Raw genomic sequence first — 17,325 nt, 5'->3', positions numbered from 1 at the left:
CTTTATCGATATATAATATTTCATACTATTGTTTCAAAATATGGAAACAATATGTTTAAATGGATATAACAAAGCATTAATTCAAATTGAATTAGTGTTTATATTTTAAAAAGGAATCGGAAATAATAGGGATTTTACAAATCGTTTTTTACTTTTAATAGGAACTTGTATTACAATATGGTAAAATTATTTCAATATATTTATTTAATATAAAAATACAAAGAGGGAGCGTGAAAAAGGTGGATTTTCGATTTGAGTTTGCAGCGAAGGTGAAAGAATACTTAGATGATGAGAAGGATGAAAAAATAATAAAAGATGGACATAGAGATATAATTTTTCACTATTTATATGCGTTAGAGGCTGAAATTGGCGTTGTGAAAAATCCTAATTTTACTTTTTTTACATCAGGAAGACGTTCACATATCGTATTAGAAAATGTTGAATTTAAAACAGAGGTAAATGTAAAAAGTAACATCATTGAAATTACAAAAATAGTGGATAATGTCGTTATTCCTTTAGATACTATCGTAGCAAAGGATCGAGAATTATTTGCACTTGGGCGCAATGAGAAGTTTAATGTACAAATTTTAGAGCAGTATCTCTTTGAGACATTTGGAGAGAAATTAGGTTTAAAATGAATGGAATGGCCTGCGTATTTATAGGTAGTGAATTTTAGTGTATATCATTCTTGTTTGACCTTTCATTTAATTTGTACTACAATTTGTAGTGTGAAAGGAGCCATACTATGTTTACTCAAAACTATAAATTAAATGAGCAAGGATTAAATCATTTCTTTGGACCTCTTGAAGCAAAAATTATGGAGATTGTTTGGTCTACCGAGGGTATTACGATTAAAGAAGTGCAGCAGAAATTAAGTGAAGAATCACCTGTGAATTTTAACACTGTTATGACAGTTATGAACAGGTTAGTAGAGAAATTACACTTAGAAAAACAGACGGTGAAAAGAAGTGGCATATATCGTACTGTACAAACAAAAGAAGAATTCTTATCCAATCAAACGAAGAAAATGACACAGGAATTGATGGGGGAATTTGGAGATTTAGTTGTAAATCATATGCTAGATGAGTTAGAGCAGGCTGATCCGACTTTAATAAAAAAATTAGAAGACAAATTGAGTCAGTTAAAAAAAGAGGATCAATGAAATGAAATGGCAAATGCGTAAAATCGTATTGTTAGCAGTAATTGTTAGTACCCTCTTTTTCAGTATGTTAGTGTATTACGTTACATATCCATTTCTGTTTCAAAATAAGGCGTTCTTTCTTTCAAATTTTTGCTTGTTTCAATTAGAACAACATATGAAGGAATTATCGCTCATTCGTATTATAATTGCTGGATTACTATTACTTACAGTACTCATAGTGTGCAAAAGAATGTGGCGACAATTTTTCTATAGTAAAAAATTACAAAAAATACTTATCCCTTTCATTCGAAAAGGAAAACAAATATATATATTGCCGAACGGGGAAGTTGCGGCATTTACAATTGGGTTATTTCGTCCGAAAGTTGTCATGTCAGAAGGCATGCTTCAAACATTTTCAGATGAAGAAATGGATGCGATTATTTTCCATGAAGAATATCATCAAACTAATCGAGATCCATTAAAATTATTTTGTTTTACGTTATTAGCAGAAGGAATGGTGTACATTCCGATATTAAAAGGGTTATTGCAGCGCTATCATGTGTATCAGGAGCTAGCAGCAGATAAATATGCAATGCAAAAGATGAAATCTTCATTCGAATTAGGTAGTGCGTTATTAAAATTAATTAAAATAAAGACAATGGAAAATCGATGTGTGACAGCTTCATTTGCAAAAACAGCAATAAATTTACGAATCGAGCAAGTGTTAAATGAAAAAGTTGTTAAGCTTAATATTCCATTACATACGAATTCGTTATATGTAACATTAGGTTTATTCTGTATGTCGATTGTACTTATTGTCGGAGAGTGCATATAGCCTCTTTTTTTTAAGAATTAACACTACTTATTGTAGTGCTTTAGGGGGAGTAAAATGAATGCAGCAGATTTAACAATTTGGCTTGTAGCTGGGGCAGGGGTATTGTCATTTATATCACCATGTTCTTTACCGCTATATCCATCTTATTTATCATATATTACAGGTGTGTCTATTCAAGATTTAAAAGAGAATCGTGGAATTATGCAAAAATCAGCGATTATACATACCGTATTTTTTATGATCGGATTTTCGGTTATATTTTATGCGTTAGGTTTATCGGTAAGTTGGATTGGAATAACATTTTCATCTAACCAAAAATTGATTCAACAAATTGGTGGGGTTTTTATTGTTTTGATGGGACTGTTTATGACAGGTTTGTTTCAACCTAAGTGGCTTATGGCAGAGAAAAAAGTACAATACAGAAGTAAATCGACTGGATATATTCGCTCGATTTTAGTCGGTATGACATATGCAGCGGGTTGGACGCCATGTGTTGGACCGATATTTTCAGCTGTACTCATGCTTGGTGCGACGAATCCTGAAGGGGCACTTCTTTATATTACAGCGTATACTCTTGGGTTTGCGGTTCCATTTTTCGTGATGGCATTCTTTATCGGGAAGGTAAAATGGATTGTTACATATGCCAATGTCATGATGAAAATTGGCGGTGGAATGATGATTGTAACAGGGGTTTTATTGTATACAAATCAAATGACGAAAATTACCGCATTCTTTATTCGTCTATTCGGTGGATTTACAGGCTTTTAAAAATGAGGAGGAAGAAAAGTGAAGAAGCTAATTGCGATTATACTGGCCGGGGCATTAATTTGGGCCGGAGTTAATTTTTATAATACAAAGAAAGAAGAAAAAGAAAGAAAAGCAAAACAAGCGGAGTTACAAGAAACAGAAGTATTACCACAAGTAGGATTTAAAGCGCCAAACATAACATTAAAAGGGTTAGACGGGAAGCTGTATTCGTTAAATGATGCAAAAGGCAAGCCATACCTTATTAATTTTTGGGCATCATGGTGTGGCCCATGTGAAATGGAGGCACCTGACTTAGTTCGTATGTATGATAAATATAAAAAGGATGTTGAAATTTTTGCGGTAAATGCGACAATTGGAGATCCAGTACAAGAAGCGAGTGCATTTGCAGATCGTCACGGATTTAAGTTTCCTGTTTTACTAGATATGGACGGAGTAGCTGGATTAGATTATAAAGTATTTTCGTTACCAACGACATTTTTTGTTAATAAAGATGGAATTATCGTAGAGCAAGTACGAGGCGTATTACCTCCAGATCAATTAGAAGAGAAATTTAAGAAATTAATTGAGAGTTAAAGAGGGGATTTTGTATTGATGGAGTGGATCGTGAGGTTACAACCCGTATCTCTTATAATTGGAAGTTTATTTGGATTTATGTTGATGAAACGAAAGATGAAGAACGAAAGTGTACTATATGAAAAAATGATGGATGCAGTAACAAATGCCTTTCTTATCATCATATTTGTATGGAAATTTGCACCGGCAATTTTAAATCCAGTATGGGCCTTTAGGTCGCCATTGCAGGCACTATTAGCTGTAGGAAGTATGCAGCATATTATAGCAGGATGTGTAATTGCGAGTATATACATTGTTTGGAAAAGTAAAAAGGGACAATTTTCGCTTCGTATTTTACTGGATGCATTACCTATTGGACTATGTATGAGCATTATTTTTTATTTTCTATTCAACCACAAAATAGGTGTACAAACGACATTGCCTTGGGGTGTGAAAATATATGAATCTAAATTTTTATATCACCCTATTTTCGTATACGAGATCATCCTCGCCCTTTGTATAATCGGCTTGTTATGGATGAAAAATGAAAGACTTGGAAATGGAAAGAACATAAGTGTTTTTCTAATAGTTGAGGGATTTGCTCATATTATTATTTCGCTTATTAGTGAACAAAATTCGGTTTTATTTGGTTTATCAATACAGCAAATAATGAGCTTTTTTTTATTAGTTTAGGGATTTTGTTGGTGCCGAAAAAATAAGAGGTATGCATGTATGAGATTTTCATACACGCATACCTCTTTATCATTAGGATTGAGCGCTTTTCTGAAAAAAATGAATGGTTTCCTTCCAAGAATCAATACTAGCAAAAGCGTTATCTTTTTTGCTCCCTTGGTTATAATTTATTCTTAAATAGGGGATGCCGATAGAATGGCCAGCCCCTTTATATACGAGTTGTTTATAAAAATGAGGAGAATGAAATGTATCCAATCTATTAATTGCTTTTTTTGATAATCTTACAATATCAGCTTCATCTTCTTCACCAGCAATTAGCAATACATCTCCATTAATTTTTTCAACTGGTATAGTAGCATTTTCAACAACTTTAGAATCTGAAGTAAAAGCGTTATACCACTTTCTATATGGCATTCCCCTATGTTCTTCAAACATTTTACGACATTCGAGTGCGACGGAGATGGGGTTTATTGGAGACGCATACGGTAATACTTTCCCTTTATATGTCCAAGCAGGAGGTAATGTTGTAGCATCGGACCACGGTACAATACCACTTAATGCAATAGCGGAACCATTTAGAGAGGCGACAGCATTTATTTCTTGGAAAAAGCATGCTGATAAAAGGGCTAGTTCACTTCCTCGAGAGGTACCATGTATACCTAACCAATTTTTGGTGACTTCTTCTCGTTGTTTCATCCACTCAATGGCTGTTTTTATATATTCAAGGGGGATTTCTACAAGTTGTTTTGGTAGATTATCGATTCCGAAATAAGCGAGGGCGAGTACTGAAAAATTATGTGATGCAAGTAAAGCGGCAAGGTATTCATTTAATCCACCCTCCGAACCGCCGAGTACAATAATTCCTGGATTCGCTTTTTTATTTTCGTTGTAGAAAAAGGTGGCAATCAATCCATTTTCTCTAATTGGATACCGAACGATTTGTTTGGATTTCCATAATCTTGAGATGTTTATTTCATCGATAGTAGATCCATTAATTTCAAGTGATAAAGTTAAGTTTTGAGGCGACAATGGATTCTTATAATTTCGAATAAAATCGTGATGTTCGTTTATTTTAATAATGTCTAAGGACCAAAACAATCCCATTCCATCAATCCCTGTATAAGAGCCAGTAATAGGTGCTTGTTCGGTAAGGTTTACATTCCCATTTTTAGATGCAATAAAGGTGGCATTTGATTCTAAATATATATCATTTATTCCCTCGGCAATTCTGGAGGCTCTTATTGTTACTTCTTGTAAAGGTTCTAATCCGGTTATATAAATTTGAATGGGAGAATCAATTAATGAGATTGACGAACTAACATGAATGCGGGGCTTCGTTTTTTTGTGAATGTTCATTTCATAACACCTCAATTTAAATTATATATAACAAGTTTTCTACGAATAACAAAATAGACCTCTACTGTAAATAGAGTTTTATTAATATGAGGAGGAGTTTCCTTCTTATTAAATAAGAAGGATAATCCATGTTTAACAAGGATTATCCTGTTTTTCTTAAATATATTAAAAAATCGGCGGAGTAACAGCAAATAAAACAATTGCATTTTTCTCGAATTGATTTACCCATTTATGTTTTAAATAAGCAGGTATTTTTACGCTATCACCCGTTTCTAATATGTATTCTTCTTCATTTAAATGTAATGTAATTTTCCCGTCTAATACGTATGCTAACTCTTCACCTTTATGTTCTAGTACATTTTCTGATGAAGCTGTATTCGGTGGAACAGTCATAATTGCTGTTGCTAAATTTCCTGTAAAATCAGGTGATAGCAATTCATATGATAAATTATCGATAATCATTTTTTTTCGTTTATGAGAACGTACAATTAAATCGTCTGTATTTGTATCCTCCAATAAAAAGCTAAATGTTGGAACATCAAGAGCTTTAGCGAGTACTTTTAATGTTTGAATAGAAGGGTTAGCAGATCCACGCTCAATTTGACTTAACATAGATGGTGTAATACCTGCCATCGTTGCTAGTTCTTTACTCGTTAAACCTTTTTCTTTTCTTTGCTTTTCAATCTTTTTACCAATATCTATATTTTCCATAATGAAAGGCTCCTTACTAATTATTAAATTTTATTTAAATAAATTAAATTAAAATTAACTAAAGTGAATAATTTATGTTAAACTAAATTAAAATTAATTTAATTATAATTTATTGAATCGTAAGCTACAAGGTTATGAGGAGGAAGAGAAATGAAGGGAATAGAGAAATTAAAAGAGGAATATCCACTATTAAATAAATTAATCTCAACAGAAGAAGTGTTTTGGGTGAATCCGAACATGGAAAAGTATGAAACGGCAATAAAAGATTCCCCATTGAATGAAGGTGATGTAAGAGATGCGGAAGAGAGGTTAAAGCGTTTTGCACCGTACATTGCGAAAGTTTTTCCAGAAACGAAAGAAACGGGCGGCATTATAGAATCACCTTTAGTGAAGATACCTACTATGAAACAGTCTTTAGAGAAAAATTACGGGAAACCTATATTAGGTGAATTACTATTAAAATGTGATAGCGGGCTTCCGATATCAGGATCGATTAAAGCTAGAGGCGGCATTTATGAAGTGCTGAAGCATGCGGAGAAATTAGCTTTGCAGCATGGAATGTTAACAGAAGAAGATGATTATTCCATTTTAGACAGTGATACTTGTAGAGAGTTTTTTGCAAAATACTCAATTGCGGTAGGTTCTACAGGTAATTTAGGACTAAGCATTGGAATTATGAGTGCAAAACTAGGTTTTAACGTAACTGTTCATATGTCAGCAGACGCAAAAGAATGGAAAAAAGATTTATTAAGAAGTAAAGGTGTAAACGTTATTGAATATGAAGCTGATTATAGTAAAGCAGTAGAAGAGGGGCGTCAGCAAGCAGATGCAGATCCTAGCTGTTATTTTGTAGATGATGAAAACTCACATGATTTATTTTTAGGATACGCAGTAGCAGCATCGCGTTTACAAAAGCAATTAAAAGAGTTAGAGATTGTAGTAGATGAAGAGCACCCTTTATTCGTTTATCTTCCTTGCGGAGTAGGGGGCGGACCTGGCGGAGTCGCATTTGGTTTAAAGTTATTGTATAAAGACAACGTGCACTGTTTCTTTGCGGAGCCTACGCAATCTCCATGTATGTTACTCGGTTTAATGACAGGACTTCATGATAAAATTGCTGTTCAAGATATCGGGATTGATAATGTAACAGACGCGGACGGACTAGCGGTAGGAAGACCGTCTGGATTTGTCGGTAAAACGATGGAACCATTTTTGAGTGGGAATTACACAGTAAGTGATGAAGAGTTATATAGATTGTTGAAAGAACTAGCAGATACAGAAAATATTTATTTAGAACCTTCTGCGTTAGCCGGTATGATAGGTCCAGTGAAAGTATGTAAAGAAGATGAGTATTTACAAAAAAAACAGTTAACAGAGAAGATGAAGAAAGGTACTCATATTGTGTGGGGAACTGGCGGTAGTATGGTTCCAGAAGATGTGATGAATGGGTATTATAAGAAAGGTTTAGAATTAATACTATAAGGAAAATGAGGCTAGTTATAGCCTCATTTTTTCATGTACATAAAAATCTTTGTTATTTTCACATATGTTCTTTATAGTATAGATATAAAGGATTACTAAGATCGAATAAATATAACAAAAAAGCTTTATTTTACATAATAAGAGGATGTGTATACGATGTCATTACAGACTAAATATATAGCGGGTATTTCGCTTGGGGTTATGGGAGTAGGATTTGCCGCTTCTATCCCCTTTCAAGGAACGGTAGCAGGGGAGATTATACAAGGGGGATTTGAAGCTGGATTAGTTGGTGGACTTGCGGATTGGTTCGCAGTTACAGCATTATTCCGTCATCCGATGGGAATTCCAATTCCGCATACTGCGTTATTACCTAAAAATCGTAAACGAGTAACGAAAGGACTCATTCATACGTTAGAAAATGAGTGGCTGACGAAAGAAAGTATTACGAATAAAGTAAAAGAAATGCAGCTAGCGCAAATGGTACTGCAAATCGCTGAGAGAGAAATGCAGTCTGACGCTGTGAAAAAGGGAATTGTAAAAATTGCTGAGAAGGCGATTGTTACAATAGATACGGAAAAGTTAGCGGTTATTATTGAAAAAGAATTAAAAACGTATTTGCATACAATTAATACAAGTAACATATTACAAGTGCTTGTTGATCAATTGGTAGTGCAAGAGTACGATGAAAAGACACTGGATTACATATTAGTAAAAGTGAAAGATTGGACAGCGCAAGATGAAGCACGTTACCAGCTCGGAAGCTTAGGTATGAAGGCGATGGAAAACATAAAAGTAGATGGATTTTTACAGTTTACTTTGAAATCGTTTATGAATATTGTAGATGAAGATAAAATTGGCGGCATTTTGCAGAAGTTTATTATTAGCAATATTAACAGCTTACAAGATGCAGATAATAGTACGAGACAACTTATATTATCGAAAATTCGTCAAGAAATTATAAATGTAAAAGAAAATGAAGCTTTACTACAAGAATTAGAAAATTGGAAAGAAAAATGGATTGCCAATTGGAATGCTACTGACAAAATTAAAGAGATGCTGGAGCAAGTGCAACAAAGGGCAATTACTTTTGTGAAAAACGAAGAGTTTACGGATAAATATGTTATTCCATTTTTACAAACACAAATGAATAAAATAAAAGAAGATGAACAGACTGTTCAAAAAATAGAAGATTGGTTACAAAAACAAGTTGTCACACTTGTGGAAAAGAATCATTCGAAAATCGGAAAACTTGTACAAGAAAACCTTGATAAGTTAGATGATAAAACGTTAATTGAAATGATTGAAAATAACGTCGGTAAAGATTTACAGTGGATCCGAGTAAACGGGGCTGTTTGCGGATTTATGATTGGATTAGTGTTAGAAGGAATTAAAGCGATTATATGAGAAAAACCTTCCACAATTGTGGAAGGTTTTTATTTTTCAATAATACTCATATTGATATTATAAGCTTTTTCAATATTTAACTTGTACGTCCCATTGCCTGTTTTAATCGAATTTTTATACCAATGTTCTTGTTCGTTGAATTCTTTATTTTCTTCTGAAGTATTCTCTTCTTTTTTCGTTAAATCTTCAACTTGTTCCCAAGGTGTGTTTCCGTGTGATTCTTTTTTGTTTGTTATGGCGATTAAAGATACATCGCTTTCTTTTGCTAAATGAACAGATACATGTGAACTTTCTTGTACAAACCAATTATTTTGTAATTGACCAGGATAAAGGGATAGTTCGTTATTTGAAGCACGAACTTCTACATTTTTATTTTGCGGAAGAACGAGTGTTGGTTTTACCTGTGGTGCTGAATTCCATAACGTATGTTGAACTGGTAATGATTTTAAAGTGATATACATCGTTTCCCCAGCTGTTTGAACTGAAAGGAAATCTTCTTGTTTTAAATTAAGTTTTTCATTAGCTTTCGTTGTCATTTCATATGTTCCAAGAAGGTGAATTTGATTTGCATTATTTCCCTCTATTGTTAGAGGGTGCTGTCCTGCATCCACTACAATTTTTTTGATAGACTCAGGTATATCAAGTTGTCCACTTGGAATATTACTCGTTTGGCGAGTGGTATGAATAGAATGACGAACTTCATCTAGTAATCCAGTTGATAATAAACAGTAAAAAGCAATTCCAACGCTTCCTAAAATACCGATAAAGAAAATACTAAAAATATCATATTTAATAAAGGATTGTTCCTTCTTAGAAAATAGAAGGTATAGTAAAATTTCCACGCCAAGTATAATAAGTAAAACAGGCCACCATGCTGTTAAGGAATCTAATACCTCAGTACCTTTTACAACTGAAAATAGTAAGAAGCAACCTAATGAAATAATAGAAAGCCCCATTGAAAATGTTCCAACGCGCCATGTTCTCATTCTTTTGTACCACCTTTGTTTTCTTTATTTCCAAGTAACAATTTAAAGCCGCCACCAATTAAGAGGAGTGCAACGATAGATGTTTGGAAATAGCGATAATATAGCTCGCTAAGATGAATGTTAAATATAGTTGCAAAGTAATCATTCAAAATAGGAAGGAGTGTTTGATCTAATAAATAATAACCACCGAGTGTAATTAACCCGATACCGATCCATCTTTGATGATTGATAAAATAATCAATGATAGGTTCGTCATGTACACGTTCTTTTCCATACTTTGCAGTTTGCTGTAAAGCGTCAAAGAAGCTATAGAACCAAATGATTGGAACTAAAAATAAAAACGCAGAAAGTCTTAATAAGTCAAGTAAATAGATGGAAAGTAAAAAGGCTGCCATAAGCTGAAGGCCGCGGCGTTGTAAGCCTAAATACATATGTCCTGCCCCAGGGAACATCGCTAAAATAGAAGCGAATGTTTTACTTTTCTTTCCTTGTTCACGGTGCTCTTCAAACTCTTCAAAAATAGTACGATCATCTAGTTGCTCGCCACGTTCTTTTTTCTGGAGTTGCTGAACAACATCGAAGAAATTGTAAATCCATAAAACAGGTAATGTAATAAGGAAGATAAGGAAACTTTCTTGTGATGTTAAAAGTGCAACGAAAATAATCATACTTCCGATCCCTGTGCAAGCTACTAAAAATGTAAGTCCACGTTGCATAAGCCCTAATTGGAAATGACCAAGTCCAGGTATGATGGATAGGAGAATGATATAAAATCGTTCGCTCTCTTTAGAGGGATTTATCAATTCTCCAGCTTCTTGTTTTTTCGTTTGGTTTATAATGGTGATAACTAAATCTAGTAAGTTAATTATCCATAGAACAGCTAGTAAAAATAGGGGGAGAAAGACAATGGTGCGCTCTCCTAATTCTACTACGCAAAAAACTGCAAAAGAAAATAGTAATAAAGCCCCTCCGCTATATAAAATAAACCGTCCTATCTTTTTTAAATATAAATGTCCAAGCCCAGGAATTAGCCCTAATACAAGTGCTAAAAAGGGATTTTTATTCATGCTTTGAACCTCCGTCCTTTTTTGATGTATCTACCGATTTGTTTACAATTTGTTGTGAGATAGAAGACTCGTTATGTTTTGAAGATTTCTCGAAATTTGATGTCGCTGTGAAAATATATTGGAATAAACCACTTACCATAAAAATAATTGTAGCTGCCGTAGCGATTATGTAGTGAATAATCGTTCGCTTTAGTGAGTTTGTTTTTATATTTTCATTAGGTTGTAGCGTTTCAAAATCAATTTTCGCCATAACTTCGTTCGTAAATGAATCATCATTTATCATTGGAAGGTTTTCATGTTGTTCATCGATACTTTCCATATAAAGTGCTAAACAATGATCACATTCATAAAGGTGTTCTTCCATAGATTCACGTTCATTGCTTTCTATAAAATCTAAAGTATAATTGCGCCAATCCTCTTTTGAATAATGCATCATAGAAACTCTTCCTCCTTCCAATGTTTTTTAATCCATTTTCTTGCCCGGTACAGTTTCATTTCGACTGTTTTCACTTCGATGTTTTCCTGTAAAGAAATTTCTTGATAACTTTTTTCTTCTAAGTAATGTGCGAGAACGACGTCACGGTAATTTTCGGGAAGTTCTCTCAGTTTTTGAGCAATGAGTAATTTTTGCTCTTTCGTCAATAATAAAGCCTCAATATTATGAGAGGATTTTATATTTTCCTCAGTGTCTTTACATAAGGAGAGTTCTTCATTTTCTCTAGCTTTCTTCCTTTTATAATCAATAGCGTGATTAGTGGCAATACGTGCCATCCAAGTTTTTAATCCGCGAAATTGATAATTTGGGAGAGAGGCGTGAATTTTTAAGAATACTTCTTGTGTAACATCTTTCGCATCTTCTTCATGTCTTAAAATAGAAAAGATAACTTGAAAAATATAATGACGATATGTTTGCACAAGGATACGAAAAGCATGTTCGCTTCCTTGCTGTGCTTTTTCAATTAATTGTTTTTCCTCAATGGGTCTCTCCCTCCTTTTTGACGCATTCTATTATATAGACGTAAGAAATGATAGGTCACCCTACACATGTTGTAAAAAAAGAATAATATATTTTTAGGAAGGAAGCTATATGAAAAAAGGTGTGAAAAAATGGTAAAAAGAAGTATATAATGAGCAAGTGGGAAATGTTACGTGAAGAAAGGATGTGAATGTTAGTAGGGGAAGGTCCATACTAACAAACATGAAAATTAAAATATTAATAGCGGATGATAATTCTTTTATTAGAGAAGGCATGAAAATTATTTTAAATACATATGAAGAGTTCGAAGTGGTAGATACAGTAAATGATGGGAAAGAAGCAGTGGAATATTGTAAAAAGAACGACGTTGATATCGCTCTTTTAGATGTCCGCATGCCAAATATGAACGGGGTAGAGGCAACGAAATTTATTTGTGAAGAAACGGAAACGAAACCACTAATTTTAACGACGTTCGATGATGATGAATATATTTTGGACGCAGTGAAGAACGGGGCGAAAGGTTATTTATTAAAAAATAATGACCCAGAGCGTATTCGTGATGCAATAAAAGGAGTATATAACGGTCAAACTGTTATGCAAGATGTAGTGCTTGATAAAATTAAGAGCAATTTAATGGAGAGCAAAGAGGACGAATGCAAAATAGATACAAGTCTTTTTACAGAAAGAGAACTTAGTATTATCGCATTAATTGCGAAAGGTTTCTCGAATAAAGAAATTTCAAAGCAACTTTTCATATCAGAAGGAACGATTGCAAATTATATTACATCAGTTTTAGGGAAAACTGGACTTGAACATCGCACACAAATTGCGATTTATTATTTAACAGGGAAAGTAGATTAAAGATATGGAATTTTGGTTAATTGTAAGTAAATTAATTGTCTTTATATATATTGTGTTTAGTTACATTTATTTAAATGTTGTGAACTTACCGTGGATTATACTTACTTTGCTTTTATATCTTTCTGTAAATGTGCTGATCTCTATATTTAAACAAGATACGTACAAAAACATATTATCTAGTCTGTCAATTGGCATAGTTATGTTATTTACATGGAAGGTTCATCCGTTTTTTATTTTATTTTTACCATTGAACTTATATGAAGTTATATTTCGTTATATAGAGAAGAAATGGCAGCTCTTTATCATTATGATGATTCCTATTATCTTTACAGAAGAAAGTATTCGAATGACATATGGATTAATTGCTACATTTTCTTTCATCGTATTAACTATGGCAGAACGGTATATATCGCGTGTATTAAAGCTTGAATCACAAAATGATAAGATGCGAAAAGATATGCAGCGGCTGACGAAAAGCTTACATGAAAATAAAGAGTACATAAAGCAATCAGAGTACACATTTAAGTTAGAAGAGAGAAATCGGTTGTCACAAGAAATTCATGATAAAATTGGCCACTCGATGACAGGGGCGCTAATTCAAATGGAAGCAGCAAAGAGATTAATGGGGATAGATAAAGAAAAATCTGCCGAGTTATTACAAAATGCAATTCATATATCGAAAGATGGAATTGAAAGTATTCGAGTTACATTAAAAAATATGAAGCCACCAACGGAGCAAATTGGCATTCATCGTATGAAATTATTCATAGAGGAATTTGCCGGTAAGCATGATATAAATATCCCTTTCGTATATAAAGGGAATTTAGATATAATCTCACCGATTCAGTGGAAGATTATCGGTGAAAATGTTACGGAGGCACTAACGAACGCGATGAAATATGCTGATGCGACAGTCATTTCAATCGATATTCATGTACTTAACAAGATGGTGAAAGTACAAGTGAAGGATAACGGAAAAGGTGCAGCTCTCGTTAAGAAAGGTCTCGGGATTATGGGGATGGAGGAGCGAACAGCATCAGTAAACGGAAAAATTATTGTAGATGGAACAAGTAGCTTTTCAGTAACGATGCTGTTGCCGATATAAGAAAATGGGACGAAGATGAATCAACTCATATGAAAAAAGTGAATAATCTCATGTGAAAAGAATGAACTTCTGCACTGAGCAGGTTCATTTTTTTTGTTTATAATGAATAGCAGAGAAAACGAAATAGGGGTGAAATGATGAATACATTAGAAATTAAAAATTTAACGAAAAAATTTGGTGATTTCATCGCGGTAGATAATATGTCTTTATCTATTAAAGAAGGAGAGATATTTGGCTTTTTAGGATCAAATGGTGCTGGTAAGAGTACAACGATAAATATGATTGCTGGGTTGTTAAGAAGTAATGAAGGTGAAATTAGCATATTAGGAAAAAATATAAAGAAACATAATCGATTTGCGAAGATGAATATCGGTATCGTTCCGCAAGATATTGCGATTTATGAAGAGTTAACTGCCTATGAAAATGTGAAATTCTTTGCTGGATTGTACGGGTTAAGAGGAGCTGAACTAAAAGCGAGAGTAGAGGAAGCACTTCAATTTGTGGGACTTAGTGATAAATATAAAAGTTACCCGAAAAACTTTTCAGGCGGGATGAAACGAAGACTGAATATTGCTTGTGCGATTGCTCATAGACCGAAGTTAATTATTATGGATGAGCCGACAGTTGGAATTGATCCACAGTCAAGAAACTATATTCTCCAGTCGGTTCGAAAATTAAATGAAATGGGAAGCACTATTATTTACACGAGCCACTATATGGAAGAAGTAGAAGAGATTTGTACGAAAATAGCAATTGTAGATCACGGTAAAGTGATTGCAGAAGGAACGAAAGAACAGTTAAAAGCGATTATTACTGATACGAAAGACATTTGGGTTGAAGTGAAGTCAGTAGAAAATTTAGATGTAGAAAAGTTAAAAGAGATAAACGGTGTGAAAGCTGTTCAAGTTGAAGAGAACGTAATCAAGGTAAACTCGGATGCAGGAGTAAATAATTTAAATAAAATTATTCAGCATTTCATTAATCATGACATTGAAATTCGTTCATTAGAGGAGCAGGCCCCGAACTTAGAAACAGTATTCCTTACGTTGACTGGAAGAAACTTACGAGATAAATAAAAGGTAAATGAAGAAAAGGTAAAGGGAGGTTCATCAATTGAACATCTTCAATATTGCAGTTATGCATATTAAAAGAGATTTCAGAGACGTAAGAACTTTAGTTTTTATGTTAGCATTTCCGATTGTACTTATGCTTGTGTTAGGAACAGCGTTAACGAATGCATTTGATAGCGATAGTCAAGCGATTAAAGATATACAAGTGCTCTACAAAGATGAAGCGAGTAGCACATTTTCTCAATCGTTCAAAGCATTTACGAAAGAAGTCGATAAATCGGGTATTCATTTTAAAAAAGCTTCGGGCAGTATAGATGGGAAAGAAGAAGTGAAGCAAAATAAATATGCTGCTTATGTAGAATTAAATAAAGATGGTGCAAAATTTTACGGAAGTGACAAAAGTAGTATTGAGGGAAGTATTGTGGAAGGCATGCTTACAACATTTATTGATAAGTACAATGTAGCGGTCGAAGTTGCAAAAGTAGATCCTAGTAAGGTGAGCACAGTTATTTCAAACGGAAATCATAATGATTATATAAAAGAAACATCTTTACAAGCTGCGCAAAAACCAGGTTCTATGGATTATTATGCGGTTGTAATGACAACGATGATTGCACTATATGCTGGGATGGGAGCGAGTTCTTTAATTCGTGGAGAACGAATACGTAAAACAGGAGATCGCCTCATTGCTGCGCCTATAAGTAAGGCTGAAATATTCATTGGAAAAGTACTTGGTAGCCTAGTAGCAAATGCCCTTTGCGTATTACTTGTCATGTTATTTAGTAAATTTGTCTTTCAAGCGAATTGGGGCGATCATCTTGGAATCATATTTATTATTTTATTAACACAAATCTTCCTAGCAATTAGCTTTGGTTTAGGGATTGGATATATTACGAAAACAGCTGAATCATCGAGAGCAATTATTCTTGTAGTTGTGCAATTAGCTTCTATTTTTGGTGGTGCATATTTCGTAGTAGAAGAAAATTTTGTTACGAATTTATCACCATTAACGTGGGCAAACACAGCTGTCATGAAAATTATTTATGCAAATGATGTAGGAGCAGCACTGCCGGTAATATTTTTAAACCTTGGCATTTCAGCACTCTTTTTATTAATTGCAATTATTGCATTACGTAGACGGGAGGGGCTATAGTATGAAAGATATTTTATGGCTCATACAAAAAACGTTATCTGTACTTTTGAAAAATAAAAAAGGGTTATTCATTATTATTAGTTTGCCGATAATCGGAACACTAATCTCCTTCTCAATGTATGGGAATGTGGGGCAAGGGACGTTAAATATCGGGGTTATAAATAAAGAAAATCAATCTATAGCAAATGATACGGTGAAATTTTTAGAAGGATTAAATCATGTAAAGGTAAGTAAAATTAAAGAATCTGAAGTAGAAGATAAACTCACTTCCAAAAAACTTGATGGAGTTATTACATTAGATTCTGGTTTTTCAAAAAGTGTTCGAGAAGGGAAACCAAATCATATTGAAATTTCATCGATTAAAGGTGATCAAGTAACAGGATTTATAAAATCATATTTATACAATTATATTGATAATGTAGCAGCTATTAGTAAAATAGCAGGAACAGATCAAAGTGCATTTGATAGTATGTACGCAGGATATCAAAAAGGTTCATTTAAAATGAAAACTGAGACGCTAGAAGATACTTCGAAAAATAAAGATATGACAAACCAAACGATGGGTTATCTTATTATGTTTATGCTATTTTCAGCAGCGAACTTATCAGGTTATATTTTAAAAGAAAAAGAAAATAGAACGTATTTTAGACTCTTATCAACGCCAATAGATGGGAAGAAATTCATATTATCTAATGTCGGGGTAAATATGATGATATTAACAGTACAAATTCTGATTACAATCCTATTCCTAACGAATGTTTTTCATACGAATATCAATATGCCTTTCATAGTGATGCTTGGCGTACTCATGCTATTTGCTTTAATAGCGATTGGAATATCGTTAGTCCTCGTTGCTTTTTCAAAAAACTCAGCATCGGCAAATGCATTGCAAAATATGATCATTGTACCGACATGTTTACTCGCTGGATGCTATTTTCCGTATGATATTATGCCGAAAGCAGTGCAAAAAGTAGCTGATTTTCTTCCGCAAAGATGGCTATTAGATACGGTATCAAAACTACAACAAGGAATTCCGATTTCAGATTTGTATTTAAATATATTAATCTTAATTGCCTTTGCGGTAGCATTCTTCTTAATTGCTATTTATAAGTTTGGAAGAAGTAATGATGCGAGAAACTTTGTTTAATATGAAAAGGGTGTGGCG

The 17,325-nt window shown here is 33.6% G+C and carries 18 protein-coding genes and 1 pseudogene; 13 read left to right on the top strand and 6 right to left on the bottom strand.

Going from position 1 to position 17,325, the window contains the following annotated elements:
- The first annotated feature begins 239 nt into the window (after positions 1 to 239).
- From QCI46_RS19070 to QCI46_RS19045, 6 genes and pseudogenes are all read left to right on the top strand, one after another.
- A complete protein-coding gene (locus QCI46_RS19070) occupies positions 240 to 638 on the top strand; it encodes a DUF3942 family protein (RefSeq protein ID WP_002108594.1) in 399 nt (132 codons plus the stop codon).
- A gap of 107 nt (positions 639 to 745) precedes the next feature.
- A complete protein-coding gene (locus QCI46_RS19065; RefSeq protein ID WP_000495070.1) occupies positions 746 to 1,162 on the top strand; it encodes a BlaI/MecI/CopY family transcriptional regulator in 417 nt (138 codons plus the stop codon).
- A gap of 1 nt (position 1,163) precedes the next feature.
- On the top strand, positions 1,164 to 1,976 hold the full coding sequence (locus QCI46_RS19060; protein WP_353841163.1) for a M56 family metallopeptidase: 813 nt from the start codon (positions 1,164 to 1,166) through the stop codon (positions 1,974 to 1,976).
- Positions 1,977 to 2,030: 54 nt separating this feature from the next.
- On the top strand, positions 2,031 to 2,744 hold the full coding sequence (gene ccdA / locus QCI46_RS19055; RefSeq protein WP_000990445.1) for a cytochrome c-type biogenesis protein CcdA: 714 nt from the start codon (positions 2,031 to 2,033) through the stop codon (positions 2,742 to 2,744).
- A gap of 18 nt (positions 2,745 to 2,762) precedes the next feature.
- Positions 2,763 to 3,317, top strand: coding sequence for a TlpA family protein disulfide reductase (locus QCI46_RS19050; protein ID WP_000733169.1), 555 nt, complete (start codon positions 2,763 to 2,765; stop codon positions 3,315 to 3,317).
- 18 nt (positions 3,318 to 3,335) lie between these two features.
- Positions 3,336 to 4,015, top strand: a pseudogene (locus QCI46_RS19045) (prolipoprotein diacylglyceryl transferase family protein).
- Positions 4,016 to 4,061: 46 nt separating this feature from the next.
- Here the strand turns inward: QCI46_RS19045 and QCI46_RS19040 are convergent.
- Together QCI46_RS19040 and QCI46_RS19035 are read right to left on the bottom strand one after the other, a co-directional pair.
- Entirely contained in the window at positions 4,062 to 5,345 is a 1,284-nt protein-coding gene (locus QCI46_RS19040; protein WP_353841162.1) for an acyl-CoA thioesterase/bile acid-CoA:amino acid N-acyltransferase family protein, read from the bottom strand.
- A gap of 165 nt (positions 5,346 to 5,510) precedes the next feature.
- The gene (locus QCI46_RS19035) at positions 5,511 to 6,056 is read right to left on the bottom strand and encodes a helix-turn-helix domain-containing protein (protein WP_088082907.1); all 546 of its coding nucleotides are present in this window, start codon (positions 6,054 to 6,056) and stop codon (positions 5,511 to 5,513) included.
- 150 nt (positions 6,057 to 6,206) lie between these two features.
- On the opposite strand from QCI46_RS19035, the gene QCI46_RS19030 reads away from it, so the two are divergent.
- Both QCI46_RS19030 and QCI46_RS19025 read left to right on the top strand, forming a co-directional pair.
- Complete coding sequence (locus tag QCI46_RS19030) at positions 6,207 to 7,538, top strand: D-serine ammonia-lyase (RefSeq protein WP_353841161.1); 1,332 nt, start codon at positions 6,207 to 6,209, stop codon at positions 7,536 to 7,538.
- A gap of 156 nt (positions 7,539 to 7,694) precedes the next feature.
- Positions 7,695 to 8,942 carry a DUF445 domain-containing protein gene (locus QCI46_RS19025; protein ID WP_087983120.1) on the top strand — a complete coding sequence of 416 codons (1,248 nt, stop codon included), beginning with the start codon at positions 7,695 to 7,697 and terminating at the stop codon, positions 8,940 to 8,942.
- Positions 8,943 to 8,971: 29 nt separating this feature from the next.
- Here QCI46_RS19025 and exsE read toward each other — a convergent pair whose 3' ends face one another.
- Genes exsE through QCI46_RS19005 form a run of 4 tightly spaced genes read right to left on the bottom strand, consistent with a single transcriptional unit; the run spans position 8,972 to position 11,910 of the window.
- Positions 8,972 to 9,928: an exosporium protein ExsE gene (exsE, locus tag QCI46_RS19020; RefSeq protein ID WP_353841160.1), complete on the bottom strand. Its 957-nt coding sequence runs from the start codon at positions 9,926 to 9,928 to the stop codon at positions 8,972 to 8,974.
- Positions 9,925 to 10,995, bottom strand: coding sequence for a hypothetical protein (locus tag QCI46_RS19015; RefSeq protein WP_353841159.1), 1,071 nt, complete (start codon positions 10,993 to 10,995; stop codon positions 9,925 to 9,927). Before QCI46_RS19015 ends, exsE begins: the two co-directional genes overlap by 4 nt.
- Positions 10,988 to 11,431 (bottom strand): hypothetical protein, encoded by a 444-nt coding sequence (locus QCI46_RS19010; protein WP_353841158.1) that lies wholly within the window; start codon positions 11,429 to 11,431, stop codon positions 10,988 to 10,990. The genes QCI46_RS19015 and QCI46_RS19010 overlap by 8 nt, the downstream gene beginning before the upstream one ends.
- On the bottom strand, positions 11,428 to 11,910 hold the full coding sequence (locus tag QCI46_RS19005) for an RNA polymerase sigma factor (RefSeq protein WP_353841157.1): 483 nt from the start codon (positions 11,908 to 11,910) through the stop codon (positions 11,428 to 11,430). Before QCI46_RS19005 ends, QCI46_RS19010 begins: the two co-directional genes overlap by 4 nt.
- Positions 11,911 to 12,193: 283 nt before the next feature.
- On the opposite strand from QCI46_RS19005, the gene QCI46_RS19000 reads away from it, so the two are divergent.
- From QCI46_RS19000 to QCI46_RS18980, 5 genes are all read left to right on the top strand, one after another.
- On the top strand, positions 12,194 to 12,832 hold the full coding sequence (locus QCI46_RS19000; RefSeq protein ID WP_000694104.1) for a response regulator transcription factor: 639 nt from the start codon (positions 12,194 to 12,196) through the stop codon (positions 12,830 to 12,832).
- A gap of 4 nt (positions 12,833 to 12,836) precedes the next feature.
- Positions 12,837 to 13,937 carry a sensor histidine kinase gene (locus QCI46_RS18995; RefSeq protein ID WP_353841156.1) on the top strand — a complete coding sequence of 367 codons (1,101 nt, stop codon included), beginning with the start codon at positions 12,837 to 12,839 and terminating at the stop codon, positions 13,935 to 13,937.
- A 137-nt stretch (positions 13,938 to 14,074) separates the two neighbouring features.
- Entirely contained in the window at positions 14,075 to 15,013 is a 939-nt protein-coding gene (locus tag QCI46_RS18990) for an ABC transporter ATP-binding protein (protein ID WP_353841905.1), read from the top strand.
- Between the two features lie 37 nt (positions 15,014 to 15,050).
- Positions 15,051 to 16,160, top strand: coding sequence for an ABC transporter permease (locus QCI46_RS18985; RefSeq protein WP_353841155.1), 1,110 nt, complete (start codon positions 15,051 to 15,053; stop codon positions 16,158 to 16,160).
- A gap of 1 nt (position 16,161) precedes the next feature.
- A complete protein-coding gene (locus QCI46_RS18980; protein ID WP_353841154.1) occupies positions 16,162 to 17,307 on the top strand; it encodes an ABC transporter permease in 1,146 nt (381 codons plus the stop codon).
- Positions 17,308 to 17,325 lie beyond the last annotated feature (18 nt).

It is taken from the genome of Bacillus cereus group sp. RP32 (genome assembly GCF_040459735.1).
Taxonomy (GTDB): Bacteria; Bacillota; Bacilli; order Bacillales; family Bacillaceae_G; genus Bacillus_A; species Bacillus_A wiedmannii.
The sequence above is the reverse complement of the archived record's forward strand: the minus strand, read 5'-3'. Positions and strand labels throughout refer to the sequence as shown.

Bases quoted from the DNA above. Each gene is read 5' to 3' on its own strand.
- QCI46_RS19065 (WP_000495070.1), top strand. From the start codon at position 746: ATGTTTACTCAAAACTATAAATTAAATGAGCAAGGATTAAATCATTTC.
- QCI46_RS19060 (WP_353841163.1), top strand. From the start codon at position 1,164: ATGAAATGGCAAATGCGTAAAATCGTATTGTTAGCAGTAATTGTTAGT.
- ccdA (WP_000990445.1), top strand. From the start codon at position 2,031: ATGAATGCAGCAGATTTAACAATTTGGCTTGTAGCTGGGGCAGGGGTA.
- QCI46_RS19040 (WP_353841162.1), bottom strand. From the start codon at position 5,345: ATGAACATTCACAAAAAAACGAAGCCCCGCATTCATGTTAGTTCGTCA.
- QCI46_RS19035 (WP_088082907.1), bottom strand. From the start codon at position 6,056: ATGGAAAATATAGATATTGGTAAAAAGATTGAAAAGCAAAGAAAAGAA.
- QCI46_RS19030 (WP_353841161.1), top strand. From the start codon at position 6,207: ATGAAGGGAATAGAGAAATTAAAAGAGGAATATCCACTATTAAATAAA.
- QCI46_RS19025 (WP_087983120.1), top strand. From the start codon at position 7,695: ATGTCATTACAGACTAAATATATAGCGGGTATTTCGCTTGGGGTTATG.
- exsE (WP_353841160.1), bottom strand. From the start codon at position 9,928: ATGAGAACATGGCGCGTTGGAACATTTTCAATGGGGCTTTCTATTATT.
- QCI46_RS19015 (WP_353841159.1), bottom strand. From the start codon at position 10,995: ATGAATAAAAATCCCTTTTTAGCACTTGTATTAGGGCTAATTCCTGGG.
- QCI46_RS19010 (WP_353841158.1), bottom strand. From the start codon at position 11,431: ATGATGCATTATTCAAAAGAGGATTGGCGCAATTATACTTTAGATTTT.
- QCI46_RS19000 (WP_000694104.1), top strand. From the start codon at position 12,194: ATGAAAATTAAAATATTAATAGCGGATGATAATTCTTTTATTAGAGAA.
- QCI46_RS18995 (WP_353841156.1), top strand. From the start codon at position 12,837: ATGGAATTTTGGTTAATTGTAAGTAAATTAATTGTCTTTATATATATT.
- QCI46_RS18990 (WP_353841905.1), top strand. From the start codon at position 14,075: ATGAATACATTAGAAATTAAAAATTTAACGAAAAAATTTGGTGATTTC.
- QCI46_RS18980 (WP_353841154.1), top strand. From the start codon at position 16,162: ATGAAAGATATTTTATGGCTCATACAAAAAACGTTATCTGTACTTTTG.